The organism is Proteus penneri, assembly GCF_022369495.1.
Classification (GTDB): domain Bacteria; phylum Pseudomonadota; class Gammaproteobacteria; order Enterobacterales; family Enterobacteriaceae; genus Proteus; species Proteus penneri.
Genome location: NZ_CP059690.1, coordinates 1,067,466 through 1,085,789 on the forward strand (window position 1 = coordinate 1,067,466; position 18,324 = coordinate 1,085,789).

Below are 18,324 nucleotides of genomic sequence, written 5' to 3' on the forward strand. Positions count from 1 at the left end.
GCTTATCTATATTCTATTTAAGAAATAAATATCAAAAATATTTTTAAATAACAAAAATGGCTGGACATAAAATATGTTGTTTTTTGGGGAAATATGAATAGCTGTATAAAAGCAGTTATATAAATGATAAGTTTATATTTTGCACGTAGCCTTATGAGTAATAATAAAAGCGAGCAAAATACAAATTAATCAGACAAGACAGGAATAGGATAGGGAAAATGAATGAGAGTAATAGCTCTGTAAATCAACATTTTATTCGTAAACTTGAAAGTATTGTTGGTAAAAAACAGGTATTAACACAAGCACATAAAACAGAACGTTATCGTAAAGGCTTTCGTTCAGGACAAGGCAAGGCATTAGCAGTTGTATTTCCTGCCAATTTATTAGAACAATGGCGTGTTTTTAAAACCTGTGTTGAAGCTGATAAAATTATTATTATGCAAGCGGCGAATACGGGATTAACCGAAGGTTCGACACCTAATGGTGATGATTATGATAGAGATATCGTGATTATTAGTACATTGCGCCAAGATAAAATACAGGTTCTTTCAGAGCATAATCAAGTTATTGCCTTTCCTGGTAGTACGCTGTGGCATTTAGAAAAAGTATTGAAGCCATTGGGGCGTGAACCACACTCTGTTATTGGCTCGTCTTGTATTGGTGCTTCTGTTATTGGCGGGATCTGTAATAACTCCGGCGGAGCTTTAGTTCGTCGAGGGCCTGCTTATACCGAATTATCACTATATGCTCGTGTGAATGAAGAGGGCGAAGCTGAATTAGTTAACCATTTAGGTATTGATTTAGGCGAGACTCCAGAAGAAATATTAACCAATTTAGATAATCGCCATTATCACGAGGATCAGATACAAATGACAGAGAAATTAGCCTCTGATCATGAATATCATGAACGTGTGCGTGATGTAGATGCCAATACGCCTTCTCGATTTAATAATGATGAACGCCGTTTATATGAGGCTGCGGGTAGTGCGGGTAAATTATCTGTATTTGCTGTGCGATTAGATACATTCCCTGCGGATCATCGTACTCAAGTCTTTTATATTGGTACTAATAATCCGGACGAACTAGAAGATATTCGTCGTCATATCTTAAGTCATTTTAAAAAATTACCTGTTGCTGGGGAATATATGCATAGAAGCTATTATAAAATGGCTGAAGTGTATGGAAAAGATACGTTTTTGGTGATTGATAAATTAGGCACAGATAAAATGCCAATATTATTTGCCGTAAAAGGGCGAGTAGATGCGGTATTAAATAAAGTTCCTTTTTTACCTAAAAATCTGGTGGATAGAACCATGCAGTTTATGAACAAATTATGGCCTGCTCATTTACCAGAGCGCATGACAGACTTTCGTGATAAATATGAACATCATCTCATGTTAAGAATGGCAGATGATGGAATTGAAGAAGCTGCAACTTATTTAAAAGAATACTTTAAACAAGCTTCAGGTGATTATTTCGAATGTACTGAAGAAGAGGGAAATAAAGCCTTTTTGCATCGTTTTGCCGCTGCCGGTGCTGCTGTCCGTTATCACGCTGTACATGTGAATGACGTAGAAGATGTATTGCCATTAGATATTGCATTGCGCCGTAATGACAGAGATTGGTTTGAAAAATTACCACCAGAAATAGAAAGCAAATTACTTTATAAACTCTATTGTGGACATTTTATGTGTCACGTTATGCATCAAGACTACATTATTAAAAAAGGTGTTGATGCGAAGGCGCTAAAAGCAGAAATGTTAGCGTTATTAGATAAACGTGGGGCAGAGTATCCCGCAGAGCATAATGTAGGTCATATGTATTATGCCAAGCCTCAATTAAAAGCGTTCTATAAACATAACGATCCAACCAATAGTATGAACCCAGGTATAGGTAAAACCTCGAAATTGAAATATTGGGGAGAAGAGTGTGGATGTGGGCAGGCTCACTCTGAGGTTAAAACTGAAAGTATTGAAACCAAAAAATAATCGCTTTGTGTCGTGTTTATTAAGTTAAAAAGAAAGGCAGGATAAAACCTGCCTTTTATCTTATTGTCTAACTTGCAATATCTTGAGCATATAGATAAAGCTCTTGTAGTTGTTTTAGTTTCTCTTCGTTATCGCTATATTTTTCTGCTAATAGCTGGATTGTATTGATATATTCATTCAGCTTCTCTGGTGTTAACATCTCTTTTCTATGTGCTAACCAACGTTGTTGCTCATCATAATTGAGAGTAGAAGGATAATTTCTCGCACGATAACGGAAAAATAGCGGCTCCATTCTCGCATCTTCAAATGTTAAATCTAAAGCAGGTAAATTTTGTGGTTGCGTTGAGCGAATAATTTCCATCGCACTACGATCATTTTCACTGAAAAAGCCATTATAAATTTGAGAATCAACATCATCAGAGACAACAAAAGGAGTTTGTTGAGCGAAGAGTTCTACGACTTTATTACGTATTTCAGGATGTGAAAATAAAATGGCTTGATTGTTTAAACAAGTATCAACATCTAAACCAATTCTATCTGCATCTTGTGGTCTTAATGTATTTTGTGGAGCCACAATAGGGCATTTATTAATATGCAGCAATTTAATTGGAACAGGGGGTTCATCAACTGCCAATTCACTGCGTGGCGTATATAAACGCTCTCGTAATTGGTCTGATGTTAAGGTTAATAGCGGGGATATATCCGCAGATAAATCGCACACAATAACAGCATTACGATTATCAGGGTGCCATGCCAATGGTGCTACAAGACTTAAATTAGAACGAGCCGCACCAAACATACCTGAAACATGTACAATTGGCGTCATGGCGGGAATATCAATTAATGCCTGAACTTTACGTTTATCGCGCAAATTGAAGAAATAATCAAACATACGCGGTTGAGCTTGTTTCAATTTTTTTGCCATCGCAATGGTGGCGTAGACATCAGACATTGCATCATGTGCATTCTCATGAGAGATGCCATTGGCTTTGGTTAATAGCTCTAGACGAAAGCTTGGGAAACCGTCTTCATTTTCAGGCCAAACAATACCTTCTGGACGCAGTGCATAACAGGCTCGTAAAACATCGAGCAAATCCCACCGAGAATTTCCTTTTTGCCAACTATAGGCATAAGGATCATAAAAATTACGATAAAGGATATTACGGGTTACTTCGTCATCAAATCGAAGGTTGTTATAACCCATAATACAGCTATTAGGTTGACTAAAAGCTTGATGAATTTGACGCGTAAACTCAGCTTCAATTAACCCATTTTTTGCCGCAATTTGTGGGGTGATCCCCGTGATCATTACCGCTTCGGGATGGGGTAAATAATCGTCATTAGGTTTGCAATAAATAACGAGAGGATCTTCAATTATGTTGAAATCCATATCAGTTCTTATACCCGCAAATTGAGCAGGGCGATCTAGCGCTGGGTGTGTACCAAAGGTCTCGTAGTCATGGATGTAAAATGTGGACGTTTTCGCTGAATTAGACAAGGTTTCCTACCGTAAATTTACTGATGATTTTTTCAATCATTACTCAATGAGTTGTATTGGGTTTAATTGAAACCATGGTAAACCATAATGTGGTAAACGTGAAATATCCTATGCAAATGGTTTTATTTGAAAGTGATAGAATATAAATGTAGGCTTTTTTTCTAAAAAGAGTACTTATTTGTATCTTTAACACTAAGCCACTAAGATAAAAGAAGAAAGTAGATCCAGAACACATAACTTAAATTGTTAACGTTAACTTATGTGCTTCATATCACATTAAAGCGACATAATTGTTTGTGAATCCAAAAGTTAACGTTAACATTTAAAGGTGAAATGACTTTATAAGGCGCTCAACAAATGAACAAAGACTCAAAAAAATACTATGCGATCTTAAGCGCGTTGTTATTTTTCTTCTTTTTTACCTGGTCTTCATCATTTTCATTAGTTTCCATTTGGTTAAATCAGTATGTAGGATTAAAAGCGACTGATACGGGATTAATATTCTCTGCTATTTCTTTGATTGCATTATGTGCTCAACCTTTATATGGCTTTATTCAAGATAAATTAGGGCTAAGAAAGAATTTATTATTAGTGATTGCAGTATTACTTATTCTTTCTGGACCATTTTTTCTAGGTTTCGCATCAATATTACGTTGGAATATTTTTGTTGGATCGATTTTAGGGGGCTTATATGTAGGTATGACTTTTAACGCAGGTATTGGCGTATTAGAGTCATATACAGAGCGTGTTAGTCGTATTCGCGGTTTTGAATACGGTAGGGCAAGAATGTGGGGATCATTGGGTTGGGCATCTGCAACATTTATTGCAGGACACAATATAAATATCGATCCTAATTACAATTTTGTGATGGCTTCTATTTCTGGTGTTGTGTTCTTAATTCTTTTAGCGCTGTTAAAAACTGATAAATCAGACGCATTTAATCAATTAGAGCATGGAAAAACATCGGCTATTACTATAAAAGATGCACTGAATTTACTTTCATTACCTCGTTTTTGGGCACTTATTTTGTTTGTTATTGGCACTTGTGTTTATGGGGTTTATGACCAACAGTTTCCCGTCTTCTTCTCATCGCAATTTGCGACTTTACAACAGGGGAATGAGATGTACGGGTATCTGAATTCATTGCAGGTATTCTTAGAAGCTGGTGGTATGTTTATCGCGCCTTTCCTTGTAAATAGAATAGGTGCTAAAAACGGTTTATTACTGGCAAGCAGTGTTATGGCTGCACGTATTATTGGCTCAGGACTAGTCGAAGGGCCTGTCTTGATCTCTTGTATGAAATTATTACATGCTGTTGAACTGCCGATTTTATTAATTTCAATTTTTAAATATAACAGCCAACATTTTGATAAACGTTTATCTTCAACACTTTATTTAGTCGGTTTTCAATGTGTGAGCTCTATTGTCGCGACATTATTATCTCCATTGGCTGGTTATGGGTATGATCATTATGGGTTTGCACCAACTTATATGGTGATGGGATGTATTGTGATAGGGACAACACTTCTCTCAGCTGTATTTTTGCGTTCAGATGCGAAAGCGTTACAGCAACTTGATGGCTTACAACATGAAGATAAAAATAAAGCACAACTTATTTAGTTGCTCATTAATTTATCCTTTGTTGTGTCGATTAGGCTACCAGTAAAAATGTGTAGCCATTTTCTTATCATTAATTAAGTGAACATTTACGGGTTAAAGAATGTTGACTATATTTATTAATATATCATCCTAATTAATTGTTAATTAAGTAAAATCAATTAAATTTGTAAACTTTGCTTGTTTATTGACACGATTAAGCGATAATCTTAAACAGAACTATTTATCTTAAATATCAATTGTAAAGGTGTAGGAAATGGATAACGCAAACAAGCCGTCTTTCCAAAACGTACTGGAGTTTGTGCGTATGTATCGTCGTAAAAACAAAATCCGTCGTGAGATCACTGACAATGAGAAAAAGATCCGTGATAACCAAAAACGTGTTCTTTTGTTAGACAACTTAAGTGAATACATTAAACCGGGTATGTCAATTGAAGATGTACTGGGTATTATTGCGAACATGCGTAGTGACTATGATGATCGTGTTGACGATTACATTATTAAAAATGCAGACCTGTCTAAAGAACGCCGTGAGCTTTCTAAACAGTTAAAAGCGATGGGTGAAATTAAAAATATTCCTGATCTAAAAGACTGATTGCTTTACTAAGAATAAAAGATTGAAGGCCTCTGAATTGAATATTTAGAGGTCTTTTTTATTTTTACCTTAACCTTAATAAGTACTAAGTTAATTTACTAATAGTTATCTCCAAAAAAAAGAACCCACTCAAAGTGGGTTCTTAATTTAGAAGTATTATCAAGATATTCTTAATAACACCTTATTATCAGTTTTGACTTTCAGCTTTTGCCATTTCTGAAGAAGCGTGATTAGTAGAACAATGTCCACCGGCACCTGTGCGGCCTTTCTTATCAAAAGCAGGACGTGCTTCCCACGCTTTGATCTCAATTGCGACAGTAGGTTCATCAGATGCTGGCGCTTTTGTCATTGGTGCACTTGCATGAAGTTGGCGTACTACCGGCTCTTGACGAATAATCACGGCTGTAGGTTTGCTTTCTTTTACTGGTACAGACTCTGCTTCTACTGTAGGTGTTGCACTCTCATTTTCTTCAGGCTGACTTTCAATAACCGTTTCAACGATAGGCTCAGCAACTGTTTCAGCAACTGTTTCAGCAACTGTTTCAACATCACTTTCTTTATGTTGCTCAGTTGTTTCTTCGGTTGTAACTGAAGTAGCAACAACTTGAGGCTCAGAAGTAGATGTTTCAGTCACTTCGCGTTCTACTGGTGCAATGACTTCTTGTGTCACGTTTTCAGTCACTGCATCTGTTTCTGCTTGTTGTGAAGCTTCATGCATATAAGCCTCGGTTGTGTTTAATACCGCAGAAATATTTTCTTTACGAGTAACATGCTCTTCGGTATTCACATCATCGATAACGTTGTTGACAACACTTTCTTCAACTTGGTTCTCAATGTTATTTGCTTCTGCAGGTGCTAATTGTGGCTCTACTGCAATAATTTCAGCAACAGCTTCAGTGGTTGATTCAGAGCTAACAGTTACAGTGTAGGTGGATTCTGTGGTATCCGCTTGTTCCACTTTTGCCACAATGGCTTCTGAAACCGCTGGTGTGATAGCTACCATTTGTGGATCTTTATGAGTAATAATGTGGTTTCCAACAGAAACGTCATTGTTGTTTTCAACATTATTTTCAATAAATGGTGCATCACTTATTGGTGTGATTGGATAGTGAATGAAGACTTTACCTGAAGCAAGTTCAGGAGAAGCAACCGCCATTGCCAAAGGCATTGGTGATACGGTTAAAGTTCGTTCATCACGATAGCGACGACGACGTTGACCACTTACACGTAAATGACGAGGTGAACGGCGAGAACGACGAGGCATAACATTATCCTGTCCGTTATTATCTTCGTTCTTATTCTCATCTTGTGATTTAGTTGCATCAGGTAATGCTTTTACAGCTTGAGCTTCATTAGTTTCAACGTTTGCAACAGTGACTGCTTTAGGTGCTGATTTTTCAGTTGGTGCAACTTTCGTTTGTGTTGTTGCAACTGGTGGTTCAGAAACTGCTTTTTCCGTCGTAGCTGGCACAACTGTTGATGCATTATCATTGTCAGTCACACGTACAGATTGTGTTAATTGACGACGATTACGGCGTTGCATAACAGGGCGACGAGGTTCTTCTTTCTTCTCATTAGCACTGTCTTTTGCAACGGTATCATTTTCAGCCAGAGCAGCTTGAGCTTTAGCCGCTTCTTGTTGTTGACGTTTTTCTTCTTGACGACGACGTTGTTCAGCACGTTGTTCACGACGCTGCTGACGACGTGCTTCGCGTTCTGCAATCTCTTGTTCACTGCTAACTTCAGTTGTTGGTGTCGCTTGTGTTTTTTGATTGCGATTCTTGCGATTGTCTTCGCTATTTGCATTATCACGATTACGATCGTTATCACGGTCACGGCGATTATTGTTGTTACGTCGATTATTGTTATTACGACGTTCACGACGATTTTCGTTATTCTCTTTCTTATTTTCCTGTGGTTTTTCTTGTGTTACCACAGGCTCTGGTTCGCTACTAAATAAGTTAGAGAAGAATTTGGCGATAGAGCTAAAGAAACCTGTAGCTTGAGCTTGTTCTGTTTTAGTAGTTTTAGCTTGGGGTTGAGGGGCTTTTTTACTTTTCGTCGTCGCTTCTGACGTGTCTTCTTCTTGCAATCCAAAAGCTGAAATAGCAGGTTGTTCAGGCGCTTTACGTTCTGTAACAACATCGTCCTCAGCTTCATTTAACTGACTTTCATGGAATTGGGCTAAGTTGTAGCTTAGAGAGGTAATTTCTTCGCCCTTACGCACACGAATAACAGAGAAATGCGGCGTTTGCATTTGGTCATTAGGAACAATAACCACTTTGACATTAGATTGACGTAATTCAATATCAGTTACAGCTTTTCGTTTTTCGTTAAGCAAATAAGAGGCGATTTGAACAGGTACAATCGCATGCACTTCATGGGTATTTTCTTTAAGTGCTTCTTCTTCGATAAGACGTAACACAGAAAGTGACAGTGATTCGTTATCACGAATAGTACCAGTGCCTAAGCAACGAGGACAAACGTGATGGCTTGATTCACCTAATGAAGGGCTTAAACGTTGACGAGACATCTCTAATAAGCCAAAGCGAGAGATACGTCCAATTTGAATGCGAGCACGATCTTGGCGAACAGCTTCGCGCATTCTGTTTTCAACTTCACGCTGATGGCGCACCGGCGTCATGTCGATAAAGTCGATAACAATTAAACCACCGAGGTCGCGTAAACGTAATTGACGTGCAATTTCGTCAGCAGCTTCTAAGTTAGTATTGAATGCTGTTTCTTCGATATCACCACCACGCGTTGAACGAGAGGAGTTAATATCAATCGCCGTTAATGCTTCAGTTGTATCAATAACTAAAGCGCCACCAGAAGGTAGGCGAACTTCACGTTGAAACGCAGATTCAATCTGTGATTCAATTTGATAATGGCTAAATAGAGGAACTGCACCTGTGTAATGGCGAATTTTGCTAGCAAAATCACCACGACCAATCGCCTCAATATGGCTACGCGCCATTTCAACGACTTTTGCGTTATCAATTAAAATCTCACCAATATCAGGACGTAAGTAGTCGCGGAATGCACGAACGATTACGTTACTTTCCTGATGGATTAAGAATGGAGCAGGGCGATTCTCTGCTGCTTTCTTAATAGCATCCCAATGTCTTAGACGATAGCTTAAGTCTTGTTGTAGTGCTTCAGCCGATTTACCGACACCAGCAGTGCGTACAATCAGACCCATGCCATCTGGGATTTCAAGGCTTGATAAAGCTTCTTTGAGTTCAGTACGGTCTTCACCTTCGATACGGCGAGAAATACCACCTGCACGAGGATTATTTGGCATTAAGACCAAATAACTTCCTGCTAGGCTGATAAAAGTGGTTAATGCTGCACCTTTATTACCACGCTCCTCTTTATCAACTTGAACAATAACTTCCTGGCCTTCTTTTAAGACATCTTTGATGTTAGGACGACCATGAGAGTGATAATTACTAGGAAAGTATTCGCGGGCTATTTCTTTGATAGGAAGGAAACCGTGGCGTTCCGCACCATAATCAACAAAAGCGGCTTCTAGGCTGGGTTCAATTCTAGTAATTTTACCTTTATAGATATTTGCTTTTTTCTGTTCATGACCGGGGCTTTCGATATCCAGATCGTACAAACGTTGCCCATCGACAAGGGCAACACGCAACTCTTCCTGCTGAGTTGCGTTAATTAACATTCTTTTCATATTGTGACTTACTCGTTATTTTCACGTTTTATAATGTGCCACTAACATACGTAATTACACTATTGATAACCGATGACCTCGTGTCTTTTACAGATGCGTCAACCTCACGGTTGTCGATTGTATAGAGATGCAATATGTCGGTGAGTCTGATTTTCAGTTCAAAAATTCAGCACTGTTTAATTGAAAACGATGTTTCAACTCAATAAGCGATGTATTTGTGGCATACTAAATTGTTTGATTTTCGACTATGTCTTACGCCATTGCTGCATTTTGAAAATCAAACAAACAAAATTTTCATAAATATACCTGATAAACATAATCAGGAGAGTCTGCATTATTCCATTGGTGTTAGGGTTATAGCAAGATGACTTTTCTGCTTTGGTGACTTTTTCTGTATAAATATGAGAGATTAGCTAATGTTTCGTCTTTTTCCCATTATTCAGGTTAAAATAGACGACAGATTTGATGTTATTTTGTACACCACAAAGTAGTTTGTTATTTTTATTTTAAGAGAGCCAAAGAATCGCCACTATGAAATCATTTAATCAAGTTCAGTTCGTCACCATTGATGGCGATGAAGCAGGCCAGCGTATCGACAATTTTTTACTGGCACGCTTAAAAGGTGTACCAAAAAGTATGATTTACCGAATTATTCGTAAAGGGGAAGTTCGAGTTAACAAAGGGCGAATTAAACCTGAATATAAACTCAATGCGGGTGATAGCATCCGTATTCCTCCTGTGCGAGTGTCGGAAAAAGAAGAAGTCGCTGTATCACCAAAACTTGATAAAGTCTCAGCGTTGGCAAATTGTATTTTATATGAAGATGACCACTTAATGCTTATCAATAAGCCTTCTGGCACGGCTGTTCATGGGGGAAGTGGGTTAAGCTTTGGTGTGATTGAAGGCTTACGAGCATTGCGTCCAGAAGCCCGTTTTTTAGAGCTTGTACATCGTCTTGATAGAGATACATCGGGTGTGTTGTTAATTGCAAAAAAACGTTCAGCATTGCGTGCTTTGCATGAGCAATTACGCTTAAAACAGATGCAAAAAGATTATTTAGCCTTAGTGCGTGGTCAATGGCAATCCCACACTAAAGTTGTTCAGGCTCCGTTATTGAAGAATATTCTTCAAAGCGGTGAGCGAGTGGTTAAAGTGAGCAATGAAGGAAAACCTTCAGAGACACGTTTTAAGGTTGAAGAGCGTTTTGAATTTGCCACACTTGTGAAAGCAAGTCCTGTAACAGGCAGAACTCACCAAATTCGTGTACATACATTACATGCAGGTCATCCTATTGCATTTGATGATCGTTATGGTGATCGTGATTTTGATTCACAATTGGTAGGAACAAAACTTAATCGCTTATTTTTACATGCAAGCTCTTTGACATTTACTCATCCTTCAACAGGTGACCAAATGCGAATTGAAGCGCCAATGGATAATCAGTTACGCTATTGTTTACAAGTATTACGCAGTCAAAAATCTTAAATCGAAAATTTTTATTTCGACAGAAAATCTGAATACCCAATGCGCCCAGTTAGCTGGGCGTATTGCTTTTCTTAAACCACTAAAAAAGTGAATAGAAAATAGGGTTAACCTTCCACTTTTGTCATACATTGCTCAACAATTTTATCAATGTTCCACTCTTTAGGCATTGATGTTGAACCGTTTTTGCGCATTTCCATATCTACACGGATAAATTCAGTAATTCCGTAATCTTTAATAATGCCGTCGTAAGTACATTCACATACTTCAGCAATTTGAGGAATTAACGCATCATCGGTAATACCAGAACCCAATATGCAACTACTGACAAAATTCTTTTTAAATAAGGATGTGCTGTCATCTTTTTTGTCTGAAATCACACTGTCTTGGATAGTATTTGTTGTGTTAGTTGTTTTTGTTGTCGAAATTTCAGTGTCTTTTTCATCAGAACAACCCACTAATGCTATTGCCACCACTAAAGCTGTTAAGACTGATGTTAATTTATTCATAATACGCTTTATCGCTACATAAGATTAAAAATGAAGATGATCAGGTTTATTTTTGATCATCAGAGAAAAATAATGGGTTTATTCTTTGTGAGAGTAACATTTTATTCAATCGGATAAGTGGTAAACCAATTAAAGAATTTGGATCGTCACCGACAAACTTATCAAATAGAGTAATGCCTAGCCCTTCAGATTTAAAACTGCCAGCACAATTAAAAGGCATTTCTTTATTTAAATAGCAGATAATTTCTTCATCAGTTAAATGACGAAAGTAAACTTGGAATAATTCACAATGCGTTTGATGTTCTAAAGTTAGGCTATTATATACAGTTAATCCGGTGTAGAACGAGATACACTGTCCTGAAGCTTGTTTTAGTTGTGCAAAGGCATTATCAAAATTATTGGGTTTTCCCGTGATCTTTTCATTCAACACACAAACTTGATCAGAACCAATTATAAGGTGTTGTGGAAATTTTGCTTATAAAGCGCTGGCTTTTTCATAGGATAAGCGGTTGACAAGATCTTGAGCACATTCAGTGGGCTTCGGGGTTTCGTCAATATCGGGAGATGCCTGTATAAAGGGCATTCCAAGCTTTTTCAGCAACTGAGCTCGAAAGGGTGAAGTAGACGCAAGAACGAGTGGCAACATATTTTTTTTAAAATCCGTAGCAAAATGATGCCTGACATTCTAAACTATGCGCCGCTGATAAAGCGAATTTTGGTGGAAAGGTGTAGATAACCCGCCTTTTTCTTTGACTATATTCCATTACAAAGATAATATGCGCGCCTTATGCAAAAGGTAAAATTACCCCTGACCATTGATGCGCTGCGAGCAGCTCAAAAGAATTTAGACTATGACGGTCATTATTCTCCAGAGCAAGTAAGCCGCTTAGCTGAATCGGTGGTCAGTGTGGACAGTGATATTGATGTGGTTTTATCATTTGATATTGACCATCAACGTCTTGCCGTGATTAAAGGACATTCCGATGTGGATGTGACTTTAGAATGTCAACGTTGTGGTGGCCATTTTCCGTATCATGTTCACGCAACATATTGTTTTAGCCCTGTTGTCAGTGATGAACGGGCCGAGGCATTACCGGAAGAATATGAACCAGTCGATGTAAACGAATTTGGTGAAATAGATTTACTGGCGATGATTGAAGATGAAATAATCCTCAACTTGCCGGTGGTTCCGGTACATGATTTTGAACACTGTGAAGTGTCCGACGCGGATATGGTGTTTGGTGAACTCCCTGAAGAATTATCAGAGAAACCAAATCCATTTGCCGTATTAGCCAGTTTAAAGAAAAGTACTAAGGAGTAAGGTCAATGGCCGTACAACAAAACAAACCAACTCGTTCTAAACGTGGTATGCGTCGCTCTCATGACGCACTGACAGTAACTCAGGTTTCTGTTGACAAAACTTCTGGTGAAACTCACCTGCGTCACCATGTAACTGCTGACGGTTACTACCGTGGCCGCAAGGTTATCAACAAGTAATTAGCTTTATAGCTCGTTGATACCTTGACAAATCTAACCATAGCGTTAGATGCGATGGGCGGGGACTTCGGTCCTCGTATCACAGTGCCTGCTTGTTTGCGGGCGCTGGCATCTAATCCTCATTTAAAAATATTGCTGGTAGGTCAACCAGACTCTATCTCCCCTCTGCTTGCAAATCAAAATGCTGAGCTAATCACCCGTTTACAAGTTATACCCGCAGAACATATTGTCGCCAATGATGCCAAACCTTCACAAGCCATTAGAGCAAGTAAAGGTACATCAATGCGAGTGGCTCTTGATCTGGTGAAAACAGGTGAAGCACAGGCTTGTGTAAGTGCAGGGAATACTGGCGTATTGATGGGATTAGCAAAACTTCGACTTAATGCTATCGATGGAATTGAACGTCCTGCACTGGTTTCGGTATTACCTAATCAGAAAAAAGGTAAGACGGTTGTTCTAGATTTAGGCGCTAACGTTAATTGTGATAGCAAAATGCTAGTGCAGTTTGCGGTAATGGGCGCAGTGATGGCCGAAGAGATAGCAGGGATTGATTCACCAAAAGTGGCACTTTTAAATATTGGTGAAGAAGAGAGTAAGGGATTAGATAATATCCGCGAAGCTGCTACGGTATTAAAATCGACATCTAATATCAATTATATTGGTTATGTTGAAGGTAATGAATTACTGACAGGCAAAACAGATGTATTGGTGTGTGACGGCTTCGCAGGTAATGTCTCTCTTAAAACGATGGAAGGAGTGATTCGAGTTTTCCTTTCATTGATTAAATCTTCTACTACCGAAAATAAAAAAACGTCGTGGTGGATGAAAATATTGAAGAAGTGGTTACAAAAACGGCTAATTAAGCGTTTTGGACACATGAACCCCGACCAGTATAACGGTGCTTCTCTGTTAGGATTACGCGGTATCGTCATTAAGAGCCATGGTGGCGCAAATGAAAGCGCGTTTACAGCAGCAATAGAACAGGCTGTTCATGCCGTTGAGCGAAAAATCCCAGAACGGATCGCTTCTCGACTGACAACAGTATTACCCAAGAGCGATTGATAGAATGTATACAAAAATCTTAGGTACTGGTAGTTACTTGCCTGTACAAGTGCGAACTAATGCCGATTTAGAAAAAATGGTTGAAACATCTGACGAATGGATTGTTACCCGAACAGGTATTAATGAACGTCGGATTGCAACAGAAGAAGAATCTGTTGCTGTGATGGGCGCGGGTGCGGCTGAAAAAGCACTAGAAATGTCTGGTATTGATAAGCAAGACATTGGATTGATTGTTGTTGCTACAACATCAGGCTCACATGCATTTCCAAGCGCAGCATGTCAGATTCAAAATGCTTTAGGTATCAATGATTGCATCGCTTTTGACGTTGCAGCTGCATGTTCTGGCTTTGTTTATGCATTAAGCATTGCTGATCAATTTATTAAAGCTGGTTCTGTTAAGCATGCTCTTGTGATTGGTGCTGATAGATTATCCCATGCGTTAGATCCTAACGATCGTGGCACCATTATTTTATTTGGTGATGCAGCAGGTGCAGCAGTCGTGGGGGCGTCAGAAGACGAAGGTATTATTTCTACCCATTTACATTCAGATGGGCGTTTTGGTGATTTATTAGCATTACCTTATCAGCGTAAAGAAAATGAAGATTTACCTGCTTACGTTACCATGGCAGGAAATGAAGTCTTTAAAGTCGCAGTTCGTGAACTTGCCCACATTGTGGATGAGACACTAGAAGCTAACAAAATTGATAAATCTGAACTGGACTGGCTTGTGCCTCATCAGGCAAATTTAAGAATTATTTCAGCGACAGCGAAAAAGCTGGATATGACAATGGATAAAGTAGTGGTGACATTAGATCGCCACGGCAATACGTCAGCAGCATCAGTCCCAACAGCATTAGATGAAGCTGTAAGAGATAATCGCATTCAACGTGGTCAGTTAATCTTACTGGAAGCGTTTGGTGGCGGTTTTACTTGGGGTTCTGCACTTATCCGTTTTTAATATTATCAGGAAAATAAATATGACTGATTTTGCAATGGTTTTTCCCGGACAGGGATCACAATCTGTTGGAATGCTTGCAGAACTTGCAGAGCAATATCCAATTGTGACTGAAACATTCGCTCAAGCATCTGATGTATTGGGTTACTCTCTTTGGGACTTAGTTCAGAATGGTCCAGAAGAAGAGTTAAACAAAACATGGAAAACACAGCCAGCGTTATTAGCCGCTTCTGTTGCAATCTGGCGTGTATGGCAAGAAAAACAAGGCAAAATGCCACAAATGATGGCAGGTCACAGTCTTGGTGAGTATTCTGCTTTAGTGTGTGCGGGAGTTATTGATTTCGCTGCTGCAATTAAATTAGTAGAATTACGTGGTCAACTGATGCAAGAAGCCGTGCCAGCAGGCACTGGTGCAATGTATGCGATTATCGGTTTAGATAATGACGCTATTGCAAAAGCTTGTGAAGAAGCAGCGCAAGGACAAGTCGTTTCACCTGTAAACTTTAATTCACCAGGCCAAGTTGTTATCGCAGGTAACAAAGAAGCCGTAGAACGCGCTGGTGTGTTATGTAAAGAAGCGGGGGCTAAACGTGCTTTACCATTAGCAGTAAGCGTGCCTTCGCATTGTGCTTTAATGAAGCCAGCTGCTGATAAGCTTGCGGTTGCATTACAAGAAATTGAATTTAAACAACCTGAAATTCAGGTCGTTAATAACGTTGATGTGAAAGCGCAAACTGATGCGAATGCTATCCGTGATGCGTTAGTTCGTCAGCTTTATAACCCAGTTCGTTGGACTGAAACGGTTGAATTTATCGCTGAAAAAGGCATCACACAACTATTAGAAATCGGTCCAGGAAAAGTATTAACTGGTTTAACCAAACGTATTTCTAAAGAAATGAACGCTGCAGCAGTTAATGATATTGCATCATTAGATGCTGCATTAGGAAATGACTGAGGGATCTCATGGGATTTGACGGAAAAATAGCGCTAGTTACTGGTGCAAGCCGTGGTATTGGCCGTGCGATTGCAGAAGATTTAGTTGCACGCGGTGCAACAGTAATTGGTACAGCAACGAGTGAAAACGGTGCACAAGCTATTAGCGAATATTTAGACGGTAAGGGTAAGGGTTTTGTGTTAAACGTCACAGAAAACGACTCTATCGAAAAATTTTTAGCAGATGTGCGTGCTGAATTTGGCGAAATTGATATTTTGGTCAATAATGCAGGTATTACTCGTGATAACCTGTTGATGCGCATGAAAGATGATGAATGGCAAGATATCATTGACACTAATCTTTCATCAGTCTTCCGTCTGTCTAAAGCAGTTATGCGTGCTATGATGAAAAAACGTTATGGTCGTATAATTACCATTGGTTCTGTTGTTGGAACCATGGGTAACGCAGGGCAGGCAAACTACGCGGCGGCAAAAGCGGGTGTGATTGGTTTTAGTAAATCATTAGCACGCGAAGTTGCTTCCCGTGGCATTACGGTGAATGTTGTTGCTCCAGGCTTTATCGAAACTGATATGACTAGAGCATTAACAGACGACCAAAGAGCAGGTATTTTATCTCAAGTTCCTGCTAACCGTTTAGGTGATGCCAAAGAGATTGCCAGTGCTGTAGCCTTCTTAGCTTCTGATGAAGCGAGCTATATCACGGGTGAAACATTGCATGTCAATGGTGGCATGTACATGATCTAATTATGGGGACGTCTTTATATTTGCTTTTTGCGTACAATATAATGCAAAATATAGCGAATAAAGTAGTCCACACAGTCGGGATTGGTTAGATCTTTTCCTGTATTTATAAACTAAGAAAATCATCGCGCAAGCGAGTTTTGATAGGAAATTTAATAGTATGAGCACTATCGACGAACGCGTTAAGAAAATCATTGTTGAACAACTGGGTGTTAAAGAGGAAGAAGTTGTAAATTCAGCTTCATTTGTTGATGACTTAGGCGCTGATTCTCTTGACACAGTTGAGCTGGTAATGGCTCTGGAAGAAGAATTCGATATCGAAATCCCAGACGAAGAAGCAGAAAAAATTACTACAGTTCAAGCTGCTATTGATTACGTTGAAAACGCAGGTAAATAAGCTTGCTAATCTAGGCGGTCACTCGACCGCCTATATTTTTAATCCTAAACTTTTTCCCTCCTTGGAGGATAAGCGTGTCTAAGCGTCGTGTAGTTGTGACCGGACTAGGCATGTTATCTCCTGTCGGTAATAACGCAGAAGCTTCTTGGAAAGCTGTGTGTGCTGGACAGAGTGGTATCGGCCTTATCGAAGATTTTGACACCAGTCATCATGCGACTAAATTCGCTGGATTGGTAAAAGATTTCAATCATGAAGATTATAATCTTTCGCGTAAAGATGCGCGTAAGATGGATCTTTTTATTCAATATGGTATTGCAGCAGGTGTGCAGGCCATTGCGGACTCAGGTCTTGAAGTAACAGAAGCCAATGCAAGTCGTATCGGAGCTGCTATTGGTTCTGGTATTGGTGGCTTAGGCCTTATCGAAGAAAATCATACATCTATGATGAATGGTGGCCCTCGTAAAATTAGCCCATTCTTTGTACCTTCAACCATTATTAATATGGTTGCAGGGCATTTAAGTATTATGTATGGCCTTCGTGGCCCTACAATCTCTATCGCAACAGCGTGTACTTCAGGTGTTCATAATATTGGACATGCTGCACGTATTATCGCTTATGGTGATGCAGATGCAATGCTGGCAGGCGGTGCCGAAAAAGCGACCACACCATTAGGTTTGGGTGGCTTTGGTGCTGTTCGTGCATTATCAACACGTAACGATAATCCTCAAGCGGCTAGCCGTCCATGGGATAAAGAGCGTGATGGTTTTGTATTAGGTGATGGTGCGGGTGTTCTTGTTCTTGAAGAATACGAACACGCTAAAAACCGTGGTGCTAAAATTTATGCTGAAGTGGTTGGTTTTGGTATGAGCAGCGATGCTTATCACATGACTTCACCGGCAGAAAATGGCGAAGGCGGTGCGCTAGCAATGACAAATGCACTGAAAGATGCAGGTATTGCCTCATCAGAAGTGGGTTATATCAACGCACACGGTACATCAACGAATGCAGGCGACGTTGCTGAAGCACAAGCGGTAGAAAATGTATTTGGTAAAGGTACTGATGTATTAGTTAGCTCAACAAAATCTATGACAGGTCACTTATTAGGTGCTGCGGGTGCTATTGAGTCTATCTTTACAATCCTTTCACTGCGTGATCAAATCGTACCTCCAACAATTAACCTAGATAATCAAGACGAAAATTGTCATCTTGATTTTGTTCCTCATAAAGCCCGTAAAGTTGAGAACATGGACTATGCTCTGTGTAACTCATTTGGCTTTGGTGGTACGAACGGTTCAATTCTCTTTAAACGCGTATAAGCTGTTTTTTGTAGAAAGTTGA

At 39.3% G+C, this 18,324-nt stretch carries 15 protein-coding genes and 1 pseudogene; 12 read left to right on the plus strand and 4 right to left on the minus strand.

Translation table 11 applies throughout. From position 1 onward, the window contains the following. The first annotated feature begins 218 nt into the window (after positions 1-218). On the plus strand, positions 219-1,988 hold the full coding sequence (gene dld, locus H1225_RS04755; protein ID WP_239739522.1) for a D-lactate dehydrogenase: 1,770 nt from the start codon (positions 219-221) through the stop codon (positions 1,986-1,988). A gap of 67 nt (positions 1,989-2,055) precedes the next feature. Here the strand turns inward: dld and sbcB are convergent, their stop codons facing one another. Beyond that, on the minus strand, positions 2,056-3,486 hold the full coding sequence (sbcB, locus tag H1225_RS04760; RefSeq protein WP_109847707.1) for an exodeoxyribonuclease I: 1,431 nt from the start codon (positions 3,484-3,486) through the stop codon (positions 2,056-2,058). A 357-nt stretch (positions 3,487-3,843) separates the two neighbouring features. On the opposite strand from sbcB, the gene H1225_RS04765 reads away from it, so the two are divergent. Then, the gene (locus H1225_RS04765; protein WP_072062720.1) at positions 3,844-5,106 is read left to right on the plus strand and encodes an MFS transporter; all 1,263 of its coding nucleotides are present in this window, start codon (positions 3,844-3,846) and stop codon (positions 5,104-5,106) included. A gap of 253 nt (positions 5,107-5,359) precedes the next feature. After that, a complete protein-coding gene (gene tmaR, locus H1225_RS04770; RefSeq protein ID WP_006537261.1) occupies positions 5,360-5,698 on the plus strand; it encodes a PTS system regulator TmaR in 339 nt (112 codons plus the stop codon). A 187-nt stretch (positions 5,699-5,885) separates the two neighbouring features. Here the strand turns inward: tmaR and rne are convergent, their stop codons facing one another. Next, positions 5,886-9,389, minus strand: a complete 3,504-nt coding sequence (gene rne, locus H1225_RS04775) for a ribonuclease E (protein ID WP_239739523.1) — start codon at positions 9,387-9,389, stop codon at positions 5,886-5,888. A 531-nt stretch (positions 9,390-9,920) separates the two neighbouring features. Between rne and rluC the strand changes: the two genes are divergently transcribed. Continuing rightward, positions 9,921-10,874 carry a 23S rRNA pseudouridine(955/2504/2580) synthase RluC gene (gene rluC, locus H1225_RS04780; RefSeq protein WP_006537256.1) on the plus strand — a complete coding sequence of 318 codons (954 nt, stop codon included), beginning with the start codon at positions 9,921-9,923 and terminating at the stop codon, positions 10,872-10,874. Positions 10,875-10,978: 104 nt separating this feature from the next. Here rluC and H1225_RS04785 read toward each other — a convergent pair whose 3' ends face one another. Both H1225_RS04785 and H1225_RS04790 read right to left on the minus strand, forming a co-directional pair. Continuing rightward, positions 10,979-11,380, minus strand: coding sequence for a hypothetical protein (locus tag H1225_RS04785; protein ID WP_006537255.1), 402 nt, complete (start codon positions 11,378-11,380; stop codon positions 10,979-10,981). 46 nt (positions 11,381-11,426) lie between these two features. Continuing rightward, positions 11,427-12,026 (minus strand): annotated as a pseudogene (locus tag H1225_RS04790) (Maf family protein). 141 nt (positions 12,027-12,167) lie between these two features. Here H1225_RS04790 and yceD point away from each other — a divergent pair. The 8 genes from yceD to fabF all read left to right on the plus strand — a co-directional run bounded on the left by yceD (position 12,168) and on the right by fabF (position 18,302). Beyond that, complete coding sequence (gene yceD / locus H1225_RS04795) at positions 12,168-12,701, plus strand: 23S rRNA accumulation protein YceD (protein ID WP_006537253.1); 534 nt, start codon at positions 12,168-12,170, stop codon at positions 12,699-12,701. Positions 12,702-12,706: 5 nt separating this feature from the next. Continuing rightward, positions 12,707-12,877 carry a 50S ribosomal protein L32 gene (rpmF, locus tag H1225_RS04800; protein ID WP_006537252.1) on the plus strand — a complete coding sequence of 57 codons (171 nt, stop codon included), beginning with the start codon at positions 12,707-12,709 and terminating at the stop codon, positions 12,875-12,877. 24 nt (positions 12,878-12,901) lie between these two features. Then, entirely contained in the window at positions 12,902-13,939 is a 1,038-nt protein-coding gene (gene plsX / locus H1225_RS04805; protein ID WP_072062717.1) for a phosphate acyltransferase PlsX, read from the plus strand. 4 nt (positions 13,940-13,943) lie between these two features. Next, positions 13,944-14,897 (plus strand): beta-ketoacyl-ACP synthase III, encoded by a 954-nt coding sequence (locus H1225_RS04810; protein WP_006537250.1) that lies wholly within the window; start codon positions 13,944-13,946, stop codon positions 14,895-14,897. Between the two features lie 19 nt (positions 14,898-14,916). Then, complete coding sequence (fabD, locus tag H1225_RS04815) at positions 14,917-15,849, plus strand: ACP S-malonyltransferase (protein WP_006537249.1); 933 nt, start codon at positions 14,917-14,919, stop codon at positions 15,847-15,849. An 8-nt stretch (positions 15,850-15,857) separates the two neighbouring features. Beyond that, entirely contained in the window at positions 15,858-16,592 is a 735-nt protein-coding gene (fabG, locus tag H1225_RS04820) for a 3-oxoacyl-ACP reductase FabG (protein ID WP_006537248.1), read from the plus strand. Positions 16,593-16,749: 157 nt separating this feature from the next. Continuing rightward, positions 16,750-16,986: an acyl carrier protein gene (acpP, locus tag H1225_RS04825; RefSeq protein ID WP_004247087.1), complete on the plus strand. Its 237-nt coding sequence runs from the start codon at positions 16,750-16,752 to the stop codon at positions 16,984-16,986. A 74-nt stretch (positions 16,987-17,060) separates the two neighbouring features. Beyond that, positions 17,061-18,302 (plus strand): beta-ketoacyl-ACP synthase II, encoded by a 1,242-nt coding sequence (fabF, locus tag H1225_RS04830; RefSeq protein ID WP_072062715.1) that lies wholly within the window; start codon positions 17,061-17,063, stop codon positions 18,300-18,302. Positions 18,303-18,324 lie beyond the last annotated feature (22 nt).